We start from the raw sequence: 20,466 nt of genomic DNA, 5'->3' as shown, positions 1-20,466 counted from the left end.
ATCAAAACCTATTTATCAAATGAAAAAACACTATTTATTTATGTTGCTATTATGTTTCGGAGCAGCCTCCAACGCAATAGCACAAACTATTTTAAAAGGTACTGTTGTATCTAAAATCGACGGAGCTCCCATTCCTGGAGCAACTGTTCTTGTAAAAGAACAACAAGAGAATGGAACAGCTACCGATTTTGATGGTAAGTTTACCCTTAGTGTAAATAAAGATCAAGGAACCTTAGTCGTTTCTTTTATAGGGTTTCAAACATTAGAGCTTCCTTTCTCAGGAAATCAAGAGTTTAATATAGCACTTAATGAAGAGTCAAATATTCTAGATGAGGTAGTATTAATAGGATATGGTAGTGCAAAAAAAGGAGATCTAACTTCAGCTATTTCAACAGTAGAAAATATAAAATCTATGTCAAGTAGACCCGTATCTACGTTAAATGACTTTTTACAAGGAAGTGTATCGGGGGTAACTGTTTTGCAGCAAGGAGGAGATCCTTCAGAAGATGGTAAAGTAGTAATTAGAGGGTACGGTTCTTTTGCGAATGAAGAGCCTCTTACGGTAGTAGATGGTGTACCGTATTATGGACCAGCAATTAACCCTAACGATATAGCATCGGTATCAATTTTAAAGGATGCAGCAGCTGCTGCAATCTACGGAGCACAAGCAGCTTCTGGAGTTATCGTAATTGAAACTAAAAAAGGAAAAAAAGGAAAACCAAGAATTAGTTTTGACTTTTATAGCGGTATGCAATCAGCAGCTAAATTACCTACCCCTTTAAATGCACAGCAGCAAGCAAGTGTGTACAATATGGCAGCAGATAATGTAGGTGCGCCAAGGCAATCAGCTCACAATGCAGAACAAAACCCTTGGGGGCAAGTAACACGTACTAATTGGATGGATGCTATTTTTAGAACAGGAGCTATCTACAACACCAATATGAATATAAGCGGTGCTACAGACAAGATGAATTATATGACGTCTTTCGGGTATAACAAAAAAGAAGGATTGTTGTTAAACACATATTCAGAGCGTTTTTCTTTTAGAGTGAAAACAGATATACATCTTACAGATAATCTTACAGTTGGTGAAAACGTGTACTACTCAAGAAGTGAAGCTGTGGGTACAAACTCTACAAGCTCTTATGCAGGTAGTATTGTAAATGCATTATATATGCCGTCATCTGCACCTATTCGTGATGCAAACGGAAACTTTAGTGGAGTAGTACCAGAAAACTTATCAAATTATGCAGGTGCTTACGGAGATGTATACAATCCTGTAGCATTATTATTACGTCCAGATATTAATAATCCTGTTAATTACTTAAACGCGAACGTATATCTTAACTATGATATTACGGACGGATTAAAGTTTAAAACGAGTTATAGTTATAGTACTACTGATACAAAATATAAAAAATTCTCTCCTAGAATTCCAGAGCTAGGTAGAACGAACTTAAACAACTATTTATATCAGAGTTATTCGGATACCAAGCGTTGGGTTTGGGATAATCAATTAAGCTATAAAAAGAGTTTTGGAGATCATAATTTAGACCTTACTGCTGTTTACTCGTCACAGTTTACTGATTACGAATACTATTTTCAACAAGGAGAAGGATTTAGTAGTGAAGAACCTTTCAATCAATTCATGTCTAATGCTTCAGTAATTAGAACTCCAGAAACAGATGTGTACGAAGATGCTTTAACTTCTGCAATAGGAAGGGTAATGTATAATTATAAAGGAAAGTATTACCTATCAGGAAGTATTCGTAGAGATGAAACCTCTCGTTTAGCAAAAGAAAATCAAGCAGACTATTTTCCATCAGCTTCAGCGGCTTGGAAAATATCAGGAGAAGATTTCTTTAATGTTGAAGCAATTAATAACTTAAAAGTAAGAGCTTCTTGGGGACAAATAGGAAACATCAACTCTGTAGGATATTACTCTTTTGATGTTCCTTTAAATACAACAAATGTAATTTTAGGAGAAGGAGGTTCTTTAGATGATAAAGGTACATATGTAGGAAGACAGTCAAACCCAAATCTTAAATGGGAAATGTCAGAATCTTTAGATTTTGGAATTGATATGAATTTATTCAATAACCGACTTTCAATCGTTGCTGATTATTTTGAAAAAACAACTAAAGGAATGATTATTCCTGGATTGGAAGATATTCATCAAGGAACGTCAGCTGCTGATGTAAATGGAGGGGAAGTTAAAAATACAGGATATGAGTTTGCAGTTTCGTATAAAGATTACGTAGGTGACTTAAATTATAGTATTAGCGCAAATGCTAGTTTCTTAGACAATGAGTTGATTAATCTTAACGGATATAACAGTAGTGGTATTGATTATATCGCTCATTCAGATAATGTTAGGAGTACATTGTATCCGTACAGGTCTGTAGTAGGAAAAGAATTATATTCTACTTATCTAGTGCCTTACTTAGGGATTTTCCAATCACAAGAAGAAATTAATGCACATAGTAAAGACGGACAGTTAATACAGCCTAACGCAGTACCTGGAGACTTTAAATTCCAAGATACTAACAACGATGGTAAGATAGATAATAAAGACCGTGTTTTTATGGATAGCTATTTGCCAGAAGTAACTTATAACTTAGGGTTAAACTTAGACTACAAAGGGTTTGATTTAAATATGAACTTTCAAGGAGTAGGTGGTGTTAAAGTGTTTAATGGATATAAGTTTACAGCTTTCAACGCTTCACAACAAGGGTATAATTTAGACAATGGAGTGTTAAATGCTTGGACTCCTGAAAATACAAATACAAATATTCCAAGATTATCAACACAAGATAATAATCAAACTTATGGAACTACATCTAGTTGGTACTTAGAAGATGCTTCTTACTTACGACTTAAAAATGTAACACTTGGTTATACAGTACCAACAAGTAAAATGAGTTCTGTATTAAGTCAATCATCATTAAGAGTATATGTTTCAGGAGAAAATTTATTTACAATCACAAATTATAGTGGAATGGATCCTGAAGTAGGAGGTAAAGGATTGGATGTAGGTAGATATCCTTCAGCAAGAACTATATCTGCAGGAATATCATTGTCATTATAAAAAACAAAACAAGAAGATGAAAAATACATATATAAAACTAATTGCATTTATTGTGAGTATTCAAATGGGAATTGTTTCCTGTTCAGATGATTTCACAAATCTAGATCCATTAGGAAGTACTTCGTACGAACACTTCTGGAAAACGGAACAAGACGCTATAGAAGCAACAAATAGTATGTACGAGTATATGCGTGCAGAAGAAATGTTTGCACGTGGATTTTTCTGGTACATCAATGCGTCTGACGATATGGTTACCGGAAGATTGAATGCTACGGCAGATAATATTAAAAACTTTAATGTAACTGGTGATGAGGGATATACATCAAAAATGTACAAGCAAGGTTATAAAGTAATAAGAAGAGCGAACGATGTTATTTTAAATGTTCCTCAAATGAATATTAGTCAATCAACTAAAAACCGTTTGTTAGGTGAAGCTTATTTTATGAGAGGATTTCATTATTTCTGGTTAGCTCATACTTACGGAGATAACGGTACTAACGGAGGGATTCCTATAGTTACTGAAGAGAATATGAATAATGAAGCAGGGAGCTACGAGAGACCACAAAGTGTAATAGAAAATTATGAATTTGTTGTTGAAGACTTAAAAAGAGCAGCAGATTTATTGCCTCTTTTTACTGAAATGGGAGAAGGTGATTACGGACGTGCACATAAAGATGCAGCTTTAGCTTACATTGCAAAAACCTATTTGTATTGGGCACAATATGACAGTTCTAAATATGCTGATGTGGTTACCTATTGTGATGCAGTAACAAATTCAGGATCGGGTAGAGCGCTTATTGATACAGATAACCCTAAAAAAGATTTCAGATTGTTACACAGTCACCTAAATAACTGGACAAGTGAATATATCTGGTCTGTAGATTCTGGTGTTGAAGGTGGTAGCATCTTACCAGGAGTAATGTTAGAAAACAAAGGCTGGGGGCTTTATAATGGTTGGGGATATTACACACCAACACAAGACTTATACAATGAGTTTGAAACAAATGATGCAAGAAGAGAAGTAACTATCTTAAAATTTGGTGATGAGTTCCAGTTCTTTGGCGAAACCAGAAAATACCAATCAGAAAACTCACTTTCAGGATTCCAGTTTAATAAGTATATGTATGAATATGGAATGGAAAACCCAGTAGGGAACTCTATCAACTCAAACGGTAATGCGCCAACAACGCTTTATAATGTACCTGTAATGCGTTATGCAGAGATTTTATTAATGAAATCTGAAGCATTAATTCAACAAGGAGGAAACGGAGATGCTGATTTAAACAGAGTTAGAGAAAGAGCAGGATTAGCTCCAGTTGCTAATGCTACATTAGAAGATATAAAGCACGAAAGACGTGTTGAGTTTGCAGGTGAATTTGCTAACAGACATTATGATTTAGTACGTTGGGGAGACGCTGCTGAGGTATACAGTAAACCTTTATACGGAAGAATTCACTCAGATAGATCAAACCCAGATTCAGACTACACTGTTGAACAAGTGTGGCAGGCAAGAAATTTTGACCCTAGTTATATGCATGTATGGCCAATTCCAAACGAAGCAATTATCTCTTCAGGAATCAAGCAAAATACTGGATGGTAATTTAGTCATTTTTTAGTTTAATTTAAGTTTAACAAAAAGATGTCGTTAAGGCGGCATCTTTTTTATAAATGCATGAAATGAAATTTATTCAAAAGATATTTTTATACCTAATATTAGGTGTTGGGGCTATACAAGCACAAACCTCAAATTATACTTATAAAGTACATTCTCACAATGATTATAAACAATCAGTTCCTTTTTGGAAAGCCTATTCGGCCGGTGTTCATTCTTTAGAAATAGATGTAATATTTAAAGATAATAACTTGTTTGTAGCTCACGAAACAGCTGAAATTATTAATAAGCACACTATTGAGTCACTTTATTTAGAGCCTTTACGAACTACTTTAAAAAATAATCTTCAACTTACACATAAAATACAGTTGTTAATAGATGTAAAATCAGAGCCTTATAGTACGTTAAATCATTTAGTAAAAATATTAAAGCAGTATCCTGATTTAACTAAAAATGAAAATATACAGTTTGTTATTTCAGGTGGAAAACCACAGGTTAAAGACTATGTGAATTATCCAGATTATATACAATTCGACCATCAAAAACTAACGAAAATTTTAAACCAAGAAGCTTGGAATAAGGTTGGGTTAATTAGTGTTGACTATAAAAACTATTCTGTATGGAATGGTAAAGGAAGAATGGTTGCTGATGAACTTGAAAAGGTGAAAAAAGTAATTGAAATTGCTCACGGATTAAATAAACCTTTTCGTTTTTGGGGAGCACCAGATTCAGAGTCAGCTTGGAAAGTTTTTACAGATTTAAAAGTTGATTTCATAAATACCGATCAACCTTTTGAAGCTACTAAATACCTTAAAAGTTTATCAAAAAGAGTAAGTTTTACTAAAGAAAAATCAGAAGTTTACAAGCCTACATTTGCTTACGATCAAAAAAACAAAAAAGTAGAAAACATCATTTTATTAATTGGTGATGGAAATGGAGTGTCACAAATTTCTGCGGCTGCTTTGGCTAACGGAGGAGATTTAACCTTAACCCAATTAAGAAGTGTTGGATTTTTAAAAACACAATCGTCAGACGATTTTACGACAGATTCTGCTGCTGGTGGTACAGCTATAGCAACTGGAACGAAGACATACAACAGAGCAATTGGTGTAGGGCCTGATGGGAAGCCAGTAAAAAATATTAGTGAATTACTAATTGAACATAATTATAAGGTTGGTTTAATTACTAATGATGAAATTACAGGAGCAACTCCTTCTGCTTTTTACGCACATCAAAAAGATAGATCGCATATGCAACAAATAGCTTCAGACCTTGTAAAGAGTAAAATTTCATTATTTATAGGTGGAGGAGCAAAACACTTTACGAATAAGAAAGAATTACCATTCAGTATAAAAAAATCTGTGGAAGACATTATTATGGGTGAAGAAAGAGTAGGAGTTTTTACAGCTGAAGGAGGTATGCCAGGAATCACACAAGGAAGAGGTAACTTTTTAGCAGAAGCAACTCAACGTAGTTTGTCTTTTCTTAAGTCGAAAAAAGAACCATTTTTGTTAATGGTAGAAGGAGCTCAAATAGATAGTTACGGACACTTTAACGATACTCATGGTATTATTGCAGAAGGAATTGATTTTGACAAAGCAGTAACCGAAGCGATAAAATTTGCAGATGCAAATAAAAATACCTTGGTAATTGTTACAGCAGATCATGAAACTTCAGGATTTTCTATTCCACAAGGAAATATTGAAAACCATATGATTGAAGGAGATTTTACTACTCACGACCATACAGGAGCAATGGTACCTTTGTTTGCTTACGGTCCGCAATCAGATAAATTACAAGGAGTTTATGAAAACAGTGATCTTTTGGGTAAGATTCTAGAAATCTTAAAGATAAAGACTGATGAATAAATCAAAATATCTTTTCGGATTATTGGTGTTTACTGTACAAGTAGCTTTAGGGCAATCTTATAAAATTTCAGGAAGAGCTTATCATGATAAGAATCAAAACGGAATTTATGATAAAGGAGATAAAGCTCTTAAAAATGTACTTGTAAGTAACGGAAAAGATGTTGTAGTAACCAATTCTAAAGGAATTTATAAAATAAAACCTTTACAGAATAATCCACTATTTGTTATTAAACCAAAGGGGTATGTTTCACCACGTACCCCACAAAACAACTTGAGGTTTTACTATTTGTTTCAAGAGTTAACCAATAAAAAATCGGTTGATTTTCCGCTTTATGCTAATAAGGAAAAAGACAAGGTGAAAATAGCGTTGCTAGGAGACCCTCAATCAGATGTAATTGACGATATTCATCATGTTAGTAAGTTAGTAACTGAAGAATTAGTCAAAAATAAACCAGATATTATTATTCCTTTAGGCGATCTTTCTTTTGATAATTTAAACATATTTAAACCTCTATCTGAATCGTTAGGGTTGGTTGGAGCTCCTGTATTTTATGTAATAGGAAATCACGATTTAAACTTTGAAGAGCAAGAATTTTCTAATAGAGACAAAACTTTCGAAGCTTCATTTGGACCTTCATATTATGCTTTTGAATATGGAGATAACCTGTTTTTGGTGCTCAACAATAATTTTCCAATAAATAACCGTGAGTATATAGGTAAGTTTGATGAAGATCAATTAACATTTGTATCTCATATAACTAAGAAGTTTGCAACGAAATATAATTCAATAAAAATTTTCACGCACATTCCTTTAGAGTATACAAGAAATAAAGAAGAGCTTATAAAGTTGATGAATCCTTTCGAAAAGGTTTTGGTTGCTGCAGGACATACACATACACAATATCATACTTTTTTTGAAAGAAATCAAAAACCAGCAGTTCATCAGTTAGTAGGAGGAGCGGTTTGTGGCGCTTGGTGGCAAGGGGCGCACGATATTAATGGAGTTCCTTTTGCTATGATGTATGATGGTACTCCAAAAGGGTATTGGTTCTTAGAAACTGAAGATAAAGATTATCAACTTAGTTACAAGGTTTCAGGAGCACCTGTAGAAAAGCAAATGAATGTTTGGATTCCTGAAAGTAAAGAATGGGATACCGAGATGAATATTTTGAACGAACCTTACGTGTATGTAAATGTGTTTGCAGGAGGAGAATCTACAAAAGTTGAGGTTTCTTTTGATAATAAAATTTGGCAATCTATGGAGTATTATCAAGGAGTAGCACCAGAGTTAAAAAGATTTTATTTACTTCAAGAATTAGGAAGGTATAAAGGACAAAAATTATCAAAAATGCCTAAGCCAACTACAAAAAGTAAACACTTATGGAGGCTTAAAATGCCTGAAAATCTTTCAAATGGAATGCATCTAATAAGGGTTAGAGTAAAAGACGACTTATTAAAATTACAAGTAGAAGATGTAAGAGTTTTTTATAAACAATACCAATAAAGAAGACATTAGAGTTTTTTGTAATTGTGATTGTCATTGTAAGGAATAAAATATAAAGGAACCTGTTTCTTTCTATTAATGAGTTTTTACTTCTGTTTAAGGAGACGGTTGTTTTTATTTGTAAAGTTCATATTAATATTCCTTTCAAAACAATGTTGTTAATGAGTTTAGTATAGTTCCATTTTTTTTAGAAGAGTTGAAAGCAAATAAGTTCTGTATAAAACCTTAATTTTTTGTTCATATAGTTGTAGTATTCCCCTAAAACAGGGAGTAAATTATTACTACTTTCAGTATGTTTTAAAAAGTATGTGCTATTGTATCTTTACCAAGTTTTTTAGATAAGTGTAAAAATTAAAAATAAACAAAATATGAAACGTATTATTTTAGTAATAGTATTAGCTTTAACAGGTATAGTGTCAAACGCACAACAATATGAACGAAAAGAATCTCTTGTAGAGGTAAGGGTAGAGGTAGAAATAGAATCAGAGGTAATTTCACATAGCTTATCAATAACATTAAGTAAGTCTTTAAATAATAATAGTAGTTTAAATGAAGAAAAAGGGAAATTACTATTTCATTTAGATAGTATAGGGGTAAAAAAAGCTGATATTTCAGAAGAAAAAAAATATGTAGTAAATAGCAATTACGAAGATTCAATTTTTTTTTTAGTTAAAAACTTAACAAATAAACAAGTTATCAGTATTAAAAAACTTAACAAAGGAAATTTGTTTGTAGGAGATATAATAACATTAAACAGAGCAAAAGAAACTGAAGAGGTTTTAATAGATAAATTAATGCTTTTAGCAGAAAAAAAAGCTAAAATTATAGCAAAATCAATAGGAAAAAAAGTGAAGGATATTCAGCACGTAACTTGTTCTACTGATTTTAAAAAAGAGTATATAACTGTTTATACTCCATTGTACTCTAATAGAAAATATTATGCAATAGTTACGTATACTGTAGAATAAATTTAAAAAGGAAGAAGTTAACTTCTTCCTTTTTATTCTATTTGTTTCGAAATTAGCAGTTTAATTTTTGAAAAGACTATTTAAAATATATTTTTATTACTTTATCATAAGTAAGTAGTATAAAGTAATTTTTCTGGTTAATCTTCATTTTAAAGGTGTATGACTGAGAAATCTTATATCTAATTTTAAGTGTTAATTCTCTGTTGGTGCTATAGTTTACCTTAATGTTATTTCACGATGTTCAATACCCCAGGTAACCATAACATCTAAGGTAGTATGTAATCGCATTCCAGATTCTGTTAATTCATATTCAACAGTAACAGGATTAGTATCGTAAATGGTACGTTTAATGATTCCGTTAGCTTCCAAATCTTTTAATTCTTTAGATAGCATTCTTGGAGAAATTTTACCGATGTTTCGTTGTAGTTCTTTAAAGCGCATTTTTCCGTATAGCAAACTACCAATAATAGATAGTTTCCACTTTCCGCTTATTACATTTAAAGTATCTCTTAATGCTAATACATATTGAACAGAGCACCTTTTTAGCTCTTCCATTTGAACAACTGTTTCCATGTTTATTGGGTTGGTATACTTTTGTATACTGGTATACTAAAGTATAGTAGTTACTTTTGTATAGCAAATATACATACTTTTGTGATATAAAAAACAAGTAAAAATAAAAGAATGAAATACTTAGTAATTGTAACACACCCAAATATTGAGGAATCAAACGTAAATAAGTCTTGGATAAATGAGTTGCAACAGCACGATGATAAAGTAACAATTCATCAATTATATAATGAGTATCCAGATTTAAACATTGATGTAGCAAAAGAACAAGAGCTACTATTGAGCCATGATAGTATTATTATTCAATTTCCGTTACACTGGTTCAATACACCTTTTTTATTAAAAAAATGGATGGATGAAGTGTTAACCTATGGTTGGGCTTTTGGTCCAGGAGGAGATAAGTTAAAAGGAAAGAAATTCCGTTTATCTGTATCAACAGGAGGTACTGAGGAAACCTATAATAGTTTTGTATCTTTAGAAGACTTATTAAAATCGGTAACCGTTTCGTTTCAGTTTTGCGGATCAGAAGTTTTGCCATCGCATGTGTTTTACGGAGCAAATGACAACCCAAAGCTTGAAGATATTAAAGTAAACTCAAAACAATACGCAGATTTAATCTTAAATTAATTAAAACCTATAAACAATGAAAAATTTTAAAAATCCTTTAGTGTTAGTATTAATAGCATTTGCAACACTATCGTTTACTACTATTACAAAAGAAATAAAGAAAGTAAATACTAAAGAGAGTAAAGTGGTATGGAAAGGTTATAAAGTAACTGGCTCTCATGAAGGAACAGTTAGTTTAGAATCAGGAGCCTTACACTTTGATGAAGACAAATTAGTAGGAGGGGAGTTTGTAATAGATATGACGTCTATTTCGGTAACAGATTTATCAGGAGATTACCAAAAAAAATTAGAAGGACATTTAAAATCAGACGATTTTTTTGGTATAAATAATCATCCAACAGCAAAACTAGTTTTTACCAAGGTGAAAGCTAAAGGAAAGAATTCATATGAAGTAACAGCAGATTTAACAATTAAGAATAAAACCAATCCTGTAACTTTTGAAATTTCTGTATATGGAGGAAAGGCAACAGCATCGTTAAAAATTGATAGAACAAAGTATGATGTAAAATATGGTTCTGCAAGCTTTTTTGATGGTTTAAAAGATAAAGCAATTTACGACGAGTTTGATTTGGTAGTTGATTTGGTTTTTTAAAACCCAACTAAGATTGTATGCATACCTTAAACTTTGGTTTGGGGTATATTTTTAATTATATAAGTAATCAATAATCCCTCTATGAAACGAACAACGTTTTTACAGTTATTAGGGTTAGCATCAGTAAATTTGAGTATGGGAACACTTAATGGTTTAAAAAAGTTATCAGATAGTTTGCCGGTTTCTCAAACAATGCCAGTATTGTTCTTGGGACATGGGAGTCCTATGAATGCTATTGAAGAAAACGAGTTTACTAGAGGCTTTAAAAATATTTCAAAAACACTACCCAAGCCCAAGGCGATTATTTGTGTTTCGGCACACTGGTTTACAAAAGGAACAAAAGTAACTGCGATGGAAATGCCTAAAACAATTCACGATTTTGGCGGTTTTCCTCAAGAATTATTTGAACAGCAATATCCTGCTAGTGGAAGTCCTGAATTAGCCAAAGAAACAAAACAATTATTGCATCCTAATTTTGTAGAATTAGACGAGCATTGGGGGTTAGATCATGGTGCTTGGACTGTCTTAAAGCACTTATATCCTAAGGCAGATATACCTGTAATTCAATTAAGTATTGATTATACTAAAGAAGCTAACTATCATTTTGAATTGGCTAAACAACTAGCTTCTTTAAGGCAAAAAGGCGTATTAATTATTGGAAGTGGAAACATTGTTCATAATCTAAGATTAGTTGATTGGAAGAATTTTGATAAGGATGATTATGGATATGATTGGGCTATTGAAACAAGAGAAACAGTTAACAAATATTTGCTAGAAGGAAATTTTAAACCATTGATAGATTATACAAAACAGTCGAAAGCATTTCAACTAGCAATTCCAACACCTGACCATTATTTACCGTTGATTTATAGTTTAGGCTTGCAGCAAAAAAATGAAGAAATTCAGCTTTTTAATGACAAGTTATTAGCGGGCTCTTTAAGTATGACTTCCTTAAAAATAGGGTAGAAGTAAACATTGTAATAATAAAAAAAAAGCTCTGGCAAATTTGCTAGAGCTTTTCTTATAAAGAGAATATTTTTATTGCTTTCTATGCCAGTAAGCCGTTCTACCAAAGGCAGAAAAACCAACATAACCTCTAATTTTAAGTTTGTTTTCTCCGTCTAGTTTTATGTAGCATTTATATTCTTTACCATTTTTAGGGTCTAAGATTTTTCCTCCACTCCATTCATCACCATCTTTAGATAATCCTGTTAAAATATTCATTCCTAAAATAGGGTTGTTTTTTCTATTTCCACTACATTTATCACAAACAGCCTCTTGACGATTTTTATCGGTAATTTCTACAATTTTAGCGTATGCCTTTCCGTCTTTTTTATATACTTCAATTACAGAATCAACCTTATTGGTTTCTTCATCTCGGTTTTCCCATTTTCCGAAAATAGTTTGTGCGCTCATAGATAAGCTAACGGTTGTAAATAATAAAGCAAAAAGTATTTTTTTCATAATTTAAAAGTTTTAATAGTATATCGTTTTCAAAAAGTATTCCAATTAATCGTATTGTGCGTCAAAGTTGCTATCCCACTTTCCTTGCACACGTAATACTTGTTCTATAATATCACGAGCACAACCGTTACCACCAGTTTTATCAGAAATGTATTTTGAAATTTGTTGTATTTCACGTGCTGCGTCGTTAGGGCAAGACGGCATACCAACAAGTTTCATTACAGGGTAATCAGGGATATCATCTCCCATGTATACAACATTTTCAGGATTCAATTTGTATTTTTCAACCAATTCATTAAACTGTTGAATTTTATCATGAGCTCCTAAATAAATATCGGTAATACCTAAACCTTCTAAACGTGTGCGAACACCTTCGTTTTTTCCACCAGAGATAATACAAACCCTGTAACCAGCTTTTACAGCAGATTTTAAGGCATACCCATCTTTAATATTCATTTGACGTACCAATTGTCCGTCAGGAAAAACGGTTACAATTCCGTTAGTTAATACTCCGTCTACATCAAAAATAAAAGTGTCTATTTGAGGTAAGTATTCTTTATAACTCTTTTCCATTTTGTTGGATTGATTTTGTAATAAGTTTATAAATTTCTTGTTGTTCGGCGTTTAACAATGCTAAATGATCTTGAATAGTTTTTTGATCGTTTCTCTTGGCAGGGCCTGTTTGTGCTGCATCAGGACTCAACTCGGTTATTTTTTGAGCTGTTTCTTGAATTAATGGAAGTAATACTTCAAAAGGAACTTGGTGTTCGTTGCAAATATCAGCACCAATTTTATACATGTGATTGGTAAAATTGTTTACAAAAACGGCAGCCACGTGTAATCGTTTACGTTGTTCTGAGTTGATACGGTATATCTTTTTTCCAATAGTTTTAGCAAGCGTTTCCAACAACTGTAAATCTTCTTCATTTTCAGCTTCTAAACAAAATGGAATTTCATTGAAGTTAACCTCTTTGTCTTTAGAAAAGCTTTGTAATAAGTAAAAAATACCTTTACGTCCAGTGTTTTTTAACGACTGCATAGCTACACTACCAGAAGTGTGTACCACCAAACCATTTTTTTGTTCAATTTTACGAGAAACATCACCAATGGCATCATCAGAAACAGCAATGATATATACATCAGCTTTTGTTAAAAGCTCTATGCTATTTGTAATAGAAGTAACCTCTTTTAAATGCTCTACTTGCTCTATATTTCGAGCATATACTTGCACCAACGATACTTCGTCTGTTTTACTAAAAGCATTGGCTAAATGTGTAGCTACATTACCGCCTCCTATAATGGCAACTTTAATCATAGCACGAAGATATTGAAATTAATTAAAAATATTTTCGCATATTTGTTCCATTATGATTGTATAAGTCGCCTAAAATAGAAGTGTTGCCTGAGCAGCAAATAGTTATGTCTTACTCTTTTTAAGACAATTTTATGTATTTATAAAACTTTATAATGACTGATAACAATCAAATATCAAAACAAACCATATTCTCACTTTTTAAAGATGCTGTTTTAGGAAGACAGCAAGATTTTACGACAGGAAGTATTCGTAAAGCTATTTTTTTATTAGCAATTCCGATGATTTTAGAAATGCTAATGGAATCTATTTTTGCTCTGGTAGATATTATTTATGTATCGAGAGTAAGTGTAAACGCAGTAGCTACTGTAGGGTTAACTGAGTCAGTACTAACTTTAGTATATGCAGTAGCGATAGGGTTAAGTATGGCGGCAACAGCTTTAGTGGCTAGAAGAACAGGAGAAAAAGATTCTGAAGGAGCAAATCAAACAGCAGTACAAGTTATTTTTTTAGGAGTATTTATTTCAATTCTTATTAGTGTTGTTGGAATTTTATATCCAAAAGAAATACTAGCATTAATGGGAGGTGAACCCGATTTAATAGCCGAAGGCTTTGGGTATACCCAAGTATTGTTAGGAGGAAACATTACTGTGATGCTACTCTTTTTAATCAATGCAATTTTTAGAGGAGCAGGAAATGCTTCTATCGCAATGTGGACGTTGATTTTATCAAACGGATTAAATATTATTCTCGATCCTATTTTTATCTTCGGTTTAGGTCCTGTACCGGCATACGGAGTAGAAGGGGCAGCTATAGCAACGACAATTGGTAGAGGTACGGCAGTAGTCGCTCAATTAGCAGTTTTATTTTTTGGAGCAGGTAAAGTTAAGTTAGCTATTAAAGATTTATTAGTGAGAGTTTCAGTAATGATAAACTTAATCAAGGTGTCATTAGGTGGAATAGGACAATTTATTATCGGAACTTCAAGCTGGGTATTTTTAATGCGAATTATGTCTGAATTTGGAAGTGAAGTACTTGCTGGATATACAATTGCTATTCGAATAATGATGTTTACTTTAATGCCTGCTTGGGGAATGAGTAATGCAGCAGCAACTTTGGTAGGGCAAAATTTAGGAGCACAACAACCAGAGAGGGCTGAGAAATCTGTTTGGATAACTAGTAAGTACTGTGCAATTTTTATGGGAGTAGTTTCATTAATTTATATAGTTTTTGCTCCAACCTTTTTAGGGTGGTTTTCAGAGAATATTGAAGTTGTTGAAAACGGAGCTTTGTGTTTACAAATTATGGCGGCAGGATATATAGCTTATGCTTACGGAATGGTTGTTATTCAATCTTTCAATGGTTCGGGAGATACTAAAACACCAACCTATATCAATTTTGTATGTTTTTGGCTATTTCAATTACCATTTGCATATGTAATGGCAATTACATTAGATTTTGGCCCTATTGGAGTCTTTTTAGCAATAACATTAGCAGAAATTTTAATAGCTGTTGTAGGTATTTGGTTGTTTAAAAAAGGAAAATGGAAAACAGTTCAGGTATAAACTTCATTTAGTAAATTAGCTGTAATTATTTTAAAGGAAATAATTATAAAAGAATTTATAGAAAATAGTAAATAAATGAAACTAGATATATTAGCTTTTGGTGCGCATCCTGATGATGTTGAATTAGGATGTGCAGCCACCATAGCCAAAGAAATTTCGTTAGGAAAAAAAGTAGGAATTGTTGATTTAACTCGAGGAGAATTAGGAACAAGAGGTTCTGCTGAATTAAGAGATAAAGAAGCTGCAAATGCTGCTGGAATTCTTGGGGTTACGGTACGTGAAAACTTAGGTTTTGCAGATGGCTTTTTTAAAAACGATAAAGAACATCAGTTAGAAATTATTAAAATGATACGTAAGTATCAGCCAGAAATAGTGTTGTGTAATGCTATTGATGACCGTCATATTGATCATCCAAAAGGAAGTCAGTTAGTGTCAGATGCTTGTTTTTTAAGCGGTTTACTTAAAATAGCAACTGAACTAGATGGAGCTCAGCAAGAAAAGTGGAGGCCAAAACAAGTATACCATTACATACAATGGAAAAACATTGAACCTGATTTTGTAATAGATGTTACTGGCTTTATGGATAAAAAAATAAGTTCAGTTATGGTATATTCATCACAGTTTTTTAATCCAAAAAGTTCCGAACCAGAAACGCCTATAACCAGCAAAAATTTTACTGATAGTATAGAGTATAGAGCTAAAGACTTAGGAAGATTAATAGGGGTTGATTATGCAGAAGGCTTTACCTCAGAACGTTATGTGGCAATAGAAAATTTTAGTAAATTAATTTAAAAAAAAGTTTTGTCACAATGTAAAAAGCTTGTATATTTGCACCCGCAAGTTACATGGTGATTGTAGCTCAGCTGGTTAGAGCGCTGGATTGTGGTTCCAGAGGTCGCCGGTTCGAACCCGGTCTTTCACCCAAAAAGCAAAAGCCTTTCTTAATAGAAAGGCTTTTTTTTGTGGAAAAAATTTGTGTATATAAATAATAAAAAAAGCTTCTCAGTTATTTTTGAGAAGCTTTTTTATTTTCTAACCATTGATTGTATTTGTCTTTGTGCTTAAAACGTTTATGTGTCCATAAATAACACTCTGGCTGTTCTTTTATGTTTATTTCGGTTATTTCTAAGTATTTATCGGTAATCTGATAGTTTTCAAAATTTTTAGGAGACTCGGTTATGATTTCAAATTCTGTTTCATAGTAACCTCTTTTAATTTTTTTAGCACAATAGTTAATAACGGTAAGGTTGTATTTTTTTGAAAGCATTTCTGCACCCGTGTGTATAGGAACTCTAACGCTTAAAAAATCAGTCCAGTAATGAGTTTTATGTACTTGAGGAGATTGGTCGCTCAATAATATGTAAAGGCCTTGTATGTTGTTTTGGTAATTTTTGTGAATACCTTTTACTGTTTCTGAAGTTTTAAATCCAGTAATACCAAATTTGGATCTAGAGTTTTTCACGGCTTTTTCAAAATATTTGTTAGCAAGTTTAGTATAAGCTCCAAAAACTTGAATATCTAGTACTAGGGGTAAGCTAAAAGACCATTCCCAATTTGCTTGATGAGCCCCAACTAAAGCGATGCTTTTTCCTTCTTTAGCAAGTTTGTTTATGATTTCAGGGTTTTTGTACTTGTAACGCTTGAGTATTTCTTTTTTACTAATTGTAAATGATTTGATGCTTTCAAAAATTAAGTCAACAAAGTGTTTGTAAAACTTATTAGCTATTTTTTTTATCTCATCGTCGCTTTTATCAGGAAAAGCCATTTTTAGGTTTTCTACAACCACTTTTTTACGGTAGCCAACAAGACCAAAAACAATAAATCGGAAAAAATCAGAAATTATATACAATAATCTCATGGGTAAAATTGATAATATCCATATTAGTGGATAAACAATTATAAATATGAGTAGTTTCATCGAGTTTTAATTTTAGGCAAATATCGCATTAAATTATCAATCTTTACTTTATAAACTTTTGTTTATGTTTGTGGGTATATATTAGAGATATGAGTCAAATTATTATAGGAATAATTATAGCAAATGTGTTAATGTCGATTAAAGGGTTTGGTGATCCTGCTTTTTTCGATCGATACAAATTTCAGGTGCAAAGAGTGTTAGGAGGAGAGAAGATAAGAATGGTATCGTCAGGTTTTTTACATGTAGATTGGTTGCATTTAGGGTTTAATATGTATGCTTTGTATCTGTTTGGAGAGTTGGCTATGAGAAATTTTAGCACAATTAACTTTTTATTAATTTATTTAGCTAGTTTATTAGCAGGAAGTATGTATTCGTTGTATCAGCATAAAAGAGAGCCGTATTATAGTGCAGTAGGAGCTTCGGGTGCAGTGTCGGGTATTATGTTTTCTGCTATTATATTGTATCCTGATAAAACATATAGTTTTATGTTTTTTCCTTTTATAAGTTTTCCTGCTTATGTGTTAGGTATAGGGTATTTATTATACTCGATTTACGGTATGAAAAACCAAGTAGGTAATATTGGACATTCGGCACATTTAGGAGGAGCTATAGGAGGGTATTTAATTACTTTAGTGCTACGACCAAGTGTTATAGCAAACCATACGGTAATGGTAGGAGTAATGGCGTTAATTATTGCAGGGTTGTTTTTCTTTGGAGATAAATTAAAGCTGAATAGGTAAAGTGAATTTAAAGAATAAAAAAACCGAAACAAATGTTTCGGTCTTTTTGAGCGGGAGACCGGGTTCGAACCGGCGACATTCAGCTTGGAAGGCTGACGCTCTACCAACTGAGCTACTCCCGCGGTAAAGCTTTTGCTTTTCTGTGTAATTACTTACACTATGTAAATTTGAGCGGGAGACCGGGTTCGAACCGGCGACATTCAGCTTGGAAGGCTGACGCTCTACCAACTGAGCTACTCCCGCAGTAAAGCGGTTGCAAATATAAGACTGTTTCTAATATCTGCAAAGACTTTTTTGAGAAAAATTAGATAAAAATTTACTGTTTGTGTATAACTTTCAGAAAGTGAATGCAATAAGTTTTTAAAAGATTTTACAAAAAGTAAGAGTGTTTTATAAATTTGAGTGTTAAGTTTAATATTTTCTGTAAAAATGTAGTGAAACTAGTTCTATTCTTCTTGTAGAGAGTCATGAATTATGGTATTAAAAATTAAAAAGAAGCTAATTCCCAAATAATCAATTAAAAAAGACTACCTTTGTCATGTTCAAGTTGAACACCTTAATCATTTCAAGGTAGTATATAGTAATTAGTTTTTTTGAGTTTATTCTCTTCTTGCCTTTTTTATTTCATTATTCCTTTATTTTTTTTAAGTGTTTATAAGCATAAAAGCTTTTATAAGTGTGTAATAACATTATAAAGGGTTATATAAAGGTTCTTCTTTTACAAAACATATATAATAATTTAAAATTTAAGTAAGATGCAAGAAGGCACAGTAAAATTTTTTAACAGCTCAAAAGGATTTGGGTTTATTACATCATCAGAATCAGGAGAAGATATTTTTGTACACAATTCAGGATTGATTGACGACGTTAGAGAGAATGATAAAGTACGTTACGATACCGAACAAGGTAGAAAAGGCTTAAACGCTTTTAATGTAGAAATTGTAGATTAAGGTTGTGGTTATTTTATAACCTAAACCTAACTATACAAAAGAGGCTATCTGAAAAGATAGTCTTTTTTTATGCTTAAATTTTAAGGGAACTGTTTTTCAAAATAAAATGAATAATTAAAGACTGTTCTGGATAAACGAATTTCACAAAACTGCTTCAAATAACTAAAAATTAAAGCAAGGAATTTATGAAAATACTACAAATACAAAAAGATAATTATAACATTTTAAAATACTCTTTTGAGTTAGAGTAATAAATGGAGTATCGATTATATATTACTGATTTTTAAACTGTAGGTTTTTAGAACCTTAAAACTGAAACGCTCTTTGACAATTTTTGAAGTAAAAAAACAAAAATATTTCTTTCAAATTAACATTTTTTGCAACTAAAATTTATTGTTTTATTTTTAAAAAAAATAAATAATGAAAGCTTATAATAAAATGACAAAGGAGGAAAAAATTAAGTGTTTTCTAGAAAAGTTTAAACGTGATTTTGATTATGATATGGAAAACAACTTGGATGAAGACTATTGGCCGGATGAAGACTATTTGGTGATTAAGTACTTACCAGTTCATGAATCAGAGTCTTTTATGGATAAATATTCTTTACTCTGTAGAGACTATGCTAATCGTTTTAGGAATTAATTTTCCTTTTTCTTGCTTCAAGAGCTTCAAACCGAAGCTCTTTTTTATTGTCATAATTTTAGAAAACAAATTAAAAACAAACTGTAATTTTTGCAGTTCTAATAAAAGTCCTTGTCGTCTCGTAAAACTTTTACAAAATGAAATCCATAGATTTCAAAACCTTCATTGTAATAAAATTTGTGTGATTTTCTATTACCTGTGTAAGTATTTAACTCAATAGCTTCACATCCTTTTTGTTTGGTGTACTCGTATATCCAGTTAAAAAAATGTTTTCCAATATTGTTTCCTCTGTAGGTTTCATCAATAATAACATGGTCTGGTTCTACACTTTTTCCTACATAATGTCTAATACTATACCAAAGACCAGAAATACCTATAAGCTTATTTTGGTCAAAAGCACCTACACATTCATAGTTAGAACAGGTAATCATTTCTAAAACTCTTGTTTTTAGAATGTCTTGAGGAGTTGTAGTGTTTAACTTTTGCAAAAGTGGAAGAATATCGAGGATATCTTTTTTGTTAATTGGTTTGAAATGTATATTCATTCTGTATTTTTGAGTTAAAAGAAATTAAGATGATAAAAATAAAAAATATATCGGCTCAAGAAACGTACGAAATACGATTATCGGTACTAAGAAATAATATCGATTTACCATTTAAATTTGAGGGAGATGAAGACAAAAGGACCTTTCATTTAGGGGCTTTTTATGAAGAAAAGTTAGTAGGTATAGCATCTTTTATGCGAAATAGAATTGATGTTGTTAAAGGACAGCAATATCAATTAAGAGGAATGGCAACGCTACCTGAAGTAAGAGGAATGGGAGCAGGAAAAATGTTGATTGAAGAAGCAAAAAGTATTTTAAAGGAGAAGAGTATTACCGCTTTATGGTGTAATGCTAGAAAAGAAGCAGTTGGTTTTTATGAAAATTTAGGTTTTAAAATTACAGGAGAAGAATTTGAAGTCTCAAAAGTAGGAGCTCATTTTAAAATGTATTATATTGTAAGCTAGATGTTTATTTTAATAAGTAGCCTAGATAAATCCATAA

Annotated in this window: 20 protein-coding genes and 3 tRNA genes; 15 read left to right on the top strand and 8 right to left on the bottom strand. The window is 32.0% G+C overall.

What is annotated here, in order from left to right; genetic code table 11:
• Positions 1-19: 19 nt before the first annotated feature.
• The 5 genes from C8N26_RS10125 (at position 20) to C8N26_RS10105 (ending at position 9,040) form a co-directional block, all read left to right on the top strand.
• On the top strand, positions 20-3,088 hold the full coding sequence (locus C8N26_RS10125; protein ID WP_120187174.1) for a SusC/RagA family TonB-linked outer membrane protein: 3,069 nt from the start codon (positions 20-22) through the stop codon (positions 3,086-3,088).
• Between the two features lie 16 nt (positions 3,089-3,104).
• Positions 3,105-4,688 (top strand): RagB/SusD family nutrient uptake outer membrane protein, encoded by a 1,584-nt coding sequence (locus C8N26_RS10120; protein WP_120187173.1) that lies wholly within the window; start codon positions 3,105-3,107, stop codon positions 4,686-4,688.
• A 77-nt stretch (positions 4,689-4,765) separates the two neighbouring features.
• The gene (locus C8N26_RS10115; protein WP_120187219.1) at positions 4,766-6,568 is read left to right on the top strand and encodes an alkaline phosphatase; all 1,803 of its coding nucleotides are present in this window, start codon (positions 4,766-4,768) and stop codon (positions 6,566-6,568) included.
• Complete coding sequence (locus tag C8N26_RS10110; protein ID WP_120187172.1) at positions 6,561-8,072, top strand: calcineurin-like phosphoesterase C-terminal domain-containing protein; 1,512 nt, start codon at positions 6,561-6,563, stop codon at positions 8,070-8,072. The genes C8N26_RS10115 and C8N26_RS10110 overlap by 8 nt, the downstream gene beginning before the upstream one ends.
• A gap of 368 nt (positions 8,073-8,440) precedes the next feature.
• Complete coding sequence (locus tag C8N26_RS10105; protein ID WP_120187171.1) at positions 8,441-9,040, top strand: hypothetical protein; 600 nt, start codon at positions 8,441-8,443, stop codon at positions 9,038-9,040.
• 216 nt (positions 9,041-9,256) lie between these two features.
• Here C8N26_RS10105 and C8N26_RS10100 read toward each other — a convergent pair whose 3' ends face one another.
• Positions 9,257-9,613: a winged helix-turn-helix transcriptional regulator gene (locus C8N26_RS10100; RefSeq protein ID WP_120187170.1), complete on the bottom strand. Its 357-nt coding sequence runs from the start codon at positions 9,611-9,613 to the stop codon at positions 9,257-9,259.
• A gap of 111 nt (positions 9,614-9,724) precedes the next feature.
• On the opposite strand from C8N26_RS10100, the gene C8N26_RS10095 reads away from it, so the two are divergent.
• From C8N26_RS10095 to ygiD, 3 genes are all read left to right on the top strand, one after another.
• Positions 9,725-10,237 (top strand): NAD(P)H-dependent oxidoreductase, encoded by a 513-nt coding sequence (locus C8N26_RS10095; RefSeq protein WP_120187169.1) that lies wholly within the window; start codon positions 9,725-9,727, stop codon positions 10,235-10,237.
• 16 nt (positions 10,238-10,253) lie between these two features.
• A complete protein-coding gene (locus C8N26_RS10090; protein ID WP_120187168.1) occupies positions 10,254-10,829 on the top strand; it encodes a YceI family protein in 576 nt (191 codons plus the stop codon).
• Positions 10,830-10,964: 135 nt separating this feature from the next.
• Positions 10,965-11,795 carry a 4,5-DOPA-extradiol-dioxygenase gene (gene ygiD / locus C8N26_RS10085; RefSeq protein WP_120187218.1) on the top strand — a complete coding sequence of 277 codons (831 nt, stop codon included), beginning with the start codon at positions 10,965-10,967 and terminating at the stop codon, positions 11,793-11,795.
• Positions 11,796-11,867: 72 nt separating this feature from the next.
• Here ygiD and C8N26_RS10080 read toward each other — a convergent pair whose 3' ends face one another.
• From C8N26_RS10080 to C8N26_RS10070, 3 genes are read right to left on the bottom strand one after another with little or no spacing between them, the layout of a single operon-like run.
• Entirely contained in the window at positions 11,868-12,293 is a 426-nt protein-coding gene (locus C8N26_RS10080) for a DUF2147 domain-containing protein (RefSeq protein WP_170141646.1), read from the bottom strand.
• 45 nt (positions 12,294-12,338) lie between these two features.
• On the bottom strand, positions 12,339-12,866 hold the full coding sequence (locus tag C8N26_RS10075; protein ID WP_099213868.1) for a KdsC family phosphatase: 528 nt from the start codon (positions 12,864-12,866) through the stop codon (positions 12,339-12,341).
• A complete protein-coding gene (locus tag C8N26_RS10070) occupies positions 12,850-13,608 on the bottom strand; it encodes a Rossmann-like and DUF2520 domain-containing protein (protein ID WP_120187167.1) in 759 nt (252 codons plus the stop codon). Before C8N26_RS10070 ends, C8N26_RS10075 begins: the two co-directional genes overlap by 17 nt.
• Positions 13,609-13,760: 152 nt before the next feature.
• Between C8N26_RS10070 and C8N26_RS10065 the strand changes: the two genes are divergently transcribed.
• From C8N26_RS10065 to C8N26_RS10055, 3 genes are all read left to right on the top strand, one after another.
• The gene (locus tag C8N26_RS10065) at positions 13,761-15,170 is read left to right on the top strand and encodes an MATE family efflux transporter (protein ID WP_120187166.1); all 1,410 of its coding nucleotides are present in this window, start codon (positions 13,761-13,763) and stop codon (positions 15,168-15,170) included.
• Positions 15,171-15,245: 75 nt separating this feature from the next.
• Positions 15,246-15,962 carry a bacillithiol biosynthesis deacetylase BshB1 gene (gene bshB1 / locus C8N26_RS10060; protein WP_120187165.1) on the top strand — a complete coding sequence of 239 codons (717 nt, stop codon included), beginning with the start codon at positions 15,246-15,248 and terminating at the stop codon, positions 15,960-15,962.
• Between the two features lie 55 nt (positions 15,963-16,017).
• A tRNA-His gene (locus C8N26_RS10055) sits at positions 16,018-16,093 on the top strand.
• A gap of 83 nt (positions 16,094-16,176) precedes the next feature.
• Here C8N26_RS10055 and C8N26_RS10050 read toward each other — a convergent pair.
• Positions 16,177-17,088 (bottom strand): lysophospholipid acyltransferase family protein, encoded by a 912-nt coding sequence (locus tag C8N26_RS10050; RefSeq protein ID WP_120187164.1) that lies wholly within the window; start codon positions 17,086-17,088, stop codon positions 16,177-16,179.
• Positions 17,089-17,177: 89 nt separating this feature from the next.
• Between C8N26_RS10050 and C8N26_RS10045 the strand changes: the two genes are divergently transcribed.
• Complete coding sequence (locus C8N26_RS10045; RefSeq protein WP_120187163.1) at positions 17,178-17,828, top strand: rhomboid family intramembrane serine protease; 651 nt, start codon at positions 17,178-17,180, stop codon at positions 17,826-17,828.
• A 49-nt stretch (positions 17,829-17,877) separates the two neighbouring features.
• Here C8N26_RS10045 and C8N26_RS10040 read toward each other — a convergent pair.
• Positions 17,878-17,950 (bottom strand) — tRNA-Gly (locus C8N26_RS10040).
• Positions 17,951-17,998: 48 nt separating this feature from the next.
• Positions 17,999-18,071 (bottom strand) — tRNA-Gly (locus C8N26_RS10035).
• Positions 18,072-18,583: 512 nt separating this feature from the next.
• On the opposite strand from C8N26_RS10035, the gene C8N26_RS10030 reads away from it, so the two are divergent.
• Both C8N26_RS10030 and C8N26_RS10025 read left to right on the top strand, forming a co-directional pair.
• Positions 18,584-18,778 (top strand): cold-shock protein, encoded by a 195-nt coding sequence (locus C8N26_RS10030; protein ID WP_028890835.1) that lies wholly within the window; start codon positions 18,584-18,586, stop codon positions 18,776-18,778.
• 438 nt (positions 18,779-19,216) lie between these two features.
• Positions 19,217-19,420 (top strand): hypothetical protein, encoded by a 204-nt coding sequence (locus tag C8N26_RS10025; RefSeq protein WP_147418499.1) that lies wholly within the window; start codon positions 19,217-19,219, stop codon positions 19,418-19,420.
• A 98-nt stretch (positions 19,421-19,518) separates the two neighbouring features.
• Here C8N26_RS10025 and C8N26_RS10020 read toward each other — a convergent pair whose 3' ends face one another.
• Positions 19,519-19,965: a GNAT family N-acetyltransferase gene (locus C8N26_RS10020; RefSeq protein WP_120187161.1), complete on the bottom strand. Its 447-nt coding sequence runs from the start codon at positions 19,963-19,965 to the stop codon at positions 19,519-19,521.
• A gap of 29 nt (positions 19,966-19,994) precedes the next feature.
• Between C8N26_RS10020 and C8N26_RS10015 the strand changes: the two genes are divergently transcribed.
• Positions 19,995-20,429 (top strand): GNAT family N-acetyltransferase, encoded by a 435-nt coding sequence (locus C8N26_RS10015; protein ID WP_120187160.1) that lies wholly within the window; start codon positions 19,995-19,997, stop codon positions 20,427-20,429.
• Positions 20,430-20,466: the final 37 nt, after the last annotated feature.

Source organism: Tenacibaculum lutimaris, from assembly GCF_003610735.1.
Lineage (GTDB): Bacteria > Bacteroidota > Bacteroidia > Flavobacteriales > Flavobacteriaceae > Polaribacter > Polaribacter lutimaris.
Note: the sequence above shows the minus strand (reverse complement) of the source record. Positions and strands in the feature narration are given on the sequence as shown.

Coding starts and splice junctions, on each gene's coding strand:
- C8N26_RS10125 (WP_120187174.1), top strand. CDS start 20: ATGAAAAAACACTATTTATTTATGTTGCTATTATGTTTCGGAGCAGCC.
- C8N26_RS10120 (WP_120187173.1), top strand. CDS start 3,105: ATGAAAAATACATATATAAAACTAATTGCATTTATTGTGAGTATTCAA.
- C8N26_RS10115 (WP_120187219.1), top strand. CDS start 4,766: ATGAAATTTATTCAAAAGATATTTTTATACCTAATATTAGGTGTTGGG.
- C8N26_RS10110 (WP_120187172.1), top strand. CDS start 6,561: ATGAATAAATCAAAATATCTTTTCGGATTATTGGTGTTTACTGTACAA.
- C8N26_RS10105 (WP_120187171.1), top strand. CDS start 8,441: ATGAAACGTATTATTTTAGTAATAGTATTAGCTTTAACAGGTATAGTG.
- C8N26_RS10100 (WP_120187170.1), bottom strand. CDS start 9,613: ATGGAAACAGTTGTTCAAATGGAAGAGCTAAAAAGGTGCTCTGTTCAA.
- C8N26_RS10095 (WP_120187169.1), top strand. CDS start 9,725: ATGAAATACTTAGTAATTGTAACACACCCAAATATTGAGGAATCAAAC.
- C8N26_RS10090 (WP_120187168.1), top strand. CDS start 10,254: ATGAAAAATTTTAAAAATCCTTTAGTGTTAGTATTAATAGCATTTGCA.
- ygiD (WP_120187218.1), top strand. CDS start 10,965: ATGGGAACACTTAATGGTTTAAAAAAGTTATCAGATAGTTTGCCGGTT.
- C8N26_RS10080 (WP_170141646.1), bottom strand. CDS start 12,293: ATGAAAAAAATACTTTTTGCTTTATTATTTACAACCGTTAGCTTATCT.
- C8N26_RS10075 (WP_099213868.1), bottom strand. CDS start 12,866: ATGGAAAAGAGTTATAAAGAATACTTACCTCAAATAGACACTTTTATT.
- C8N26_RS10070 (WP_120187167.1), bottom strand. CDS start 13,608: ATGATTAAAGTTGCCATTATAGGAGGCGGTAATGTAGCTACACATTTA.
- C8N26_RS10065 (WP_120187166.1), top strand. CDS start 13,761: ATGACTGATAACAATCAAATATCAAAACAAACCATATTCTCACTTTTT.
- bshB1 (WP_120187165.1), top strand. CDS start 15,246: ATGAAACTAGATATATTAGCTTTTGGTGCGCATCCTGATGATGTTGAA.
- C8N26_RS10050 (WP_120187164.1), bottom strand. CDS start 17,088: ATGAAACTACTCATATTTATAATTGTTTATCCACTAATATGGATATTA.
- C8N26_RS10045 (WP_120187163.1), top strand. CDS start 17,178: ATGAGTCAAATTATTATAGGAATAATTATAGCAAATGTGTTAATGTCG.
- C8N26_RS10030 (WP_028890835.1), top strand. CDS start 18,584: ATGCAAGAAGGCACAGTAAAATTTTTTAACAGCTCAAAAGGATTTGGG.
- C8N26_RS10025 (WP_147418499.1), top strand. CDS start 19,217: ATGACAAAGGAGGAAAAAATTAAGTGTTTTCTAGAAAAGTTTAAACGT.
- C8N26_RS10020 (WP_120187161.1), bottom strand. CDS start 19,965: ATGAATATACATTTCAAACCAATTAACAAAAAAGATATCCTCGATATT.
- C8N26_RS10015 (WP_120187160.1), top strand. CDS start 19,995: ATGATAAAAATAAAAAATATATCGGCTCAAGAAACGTACGAAATACGA.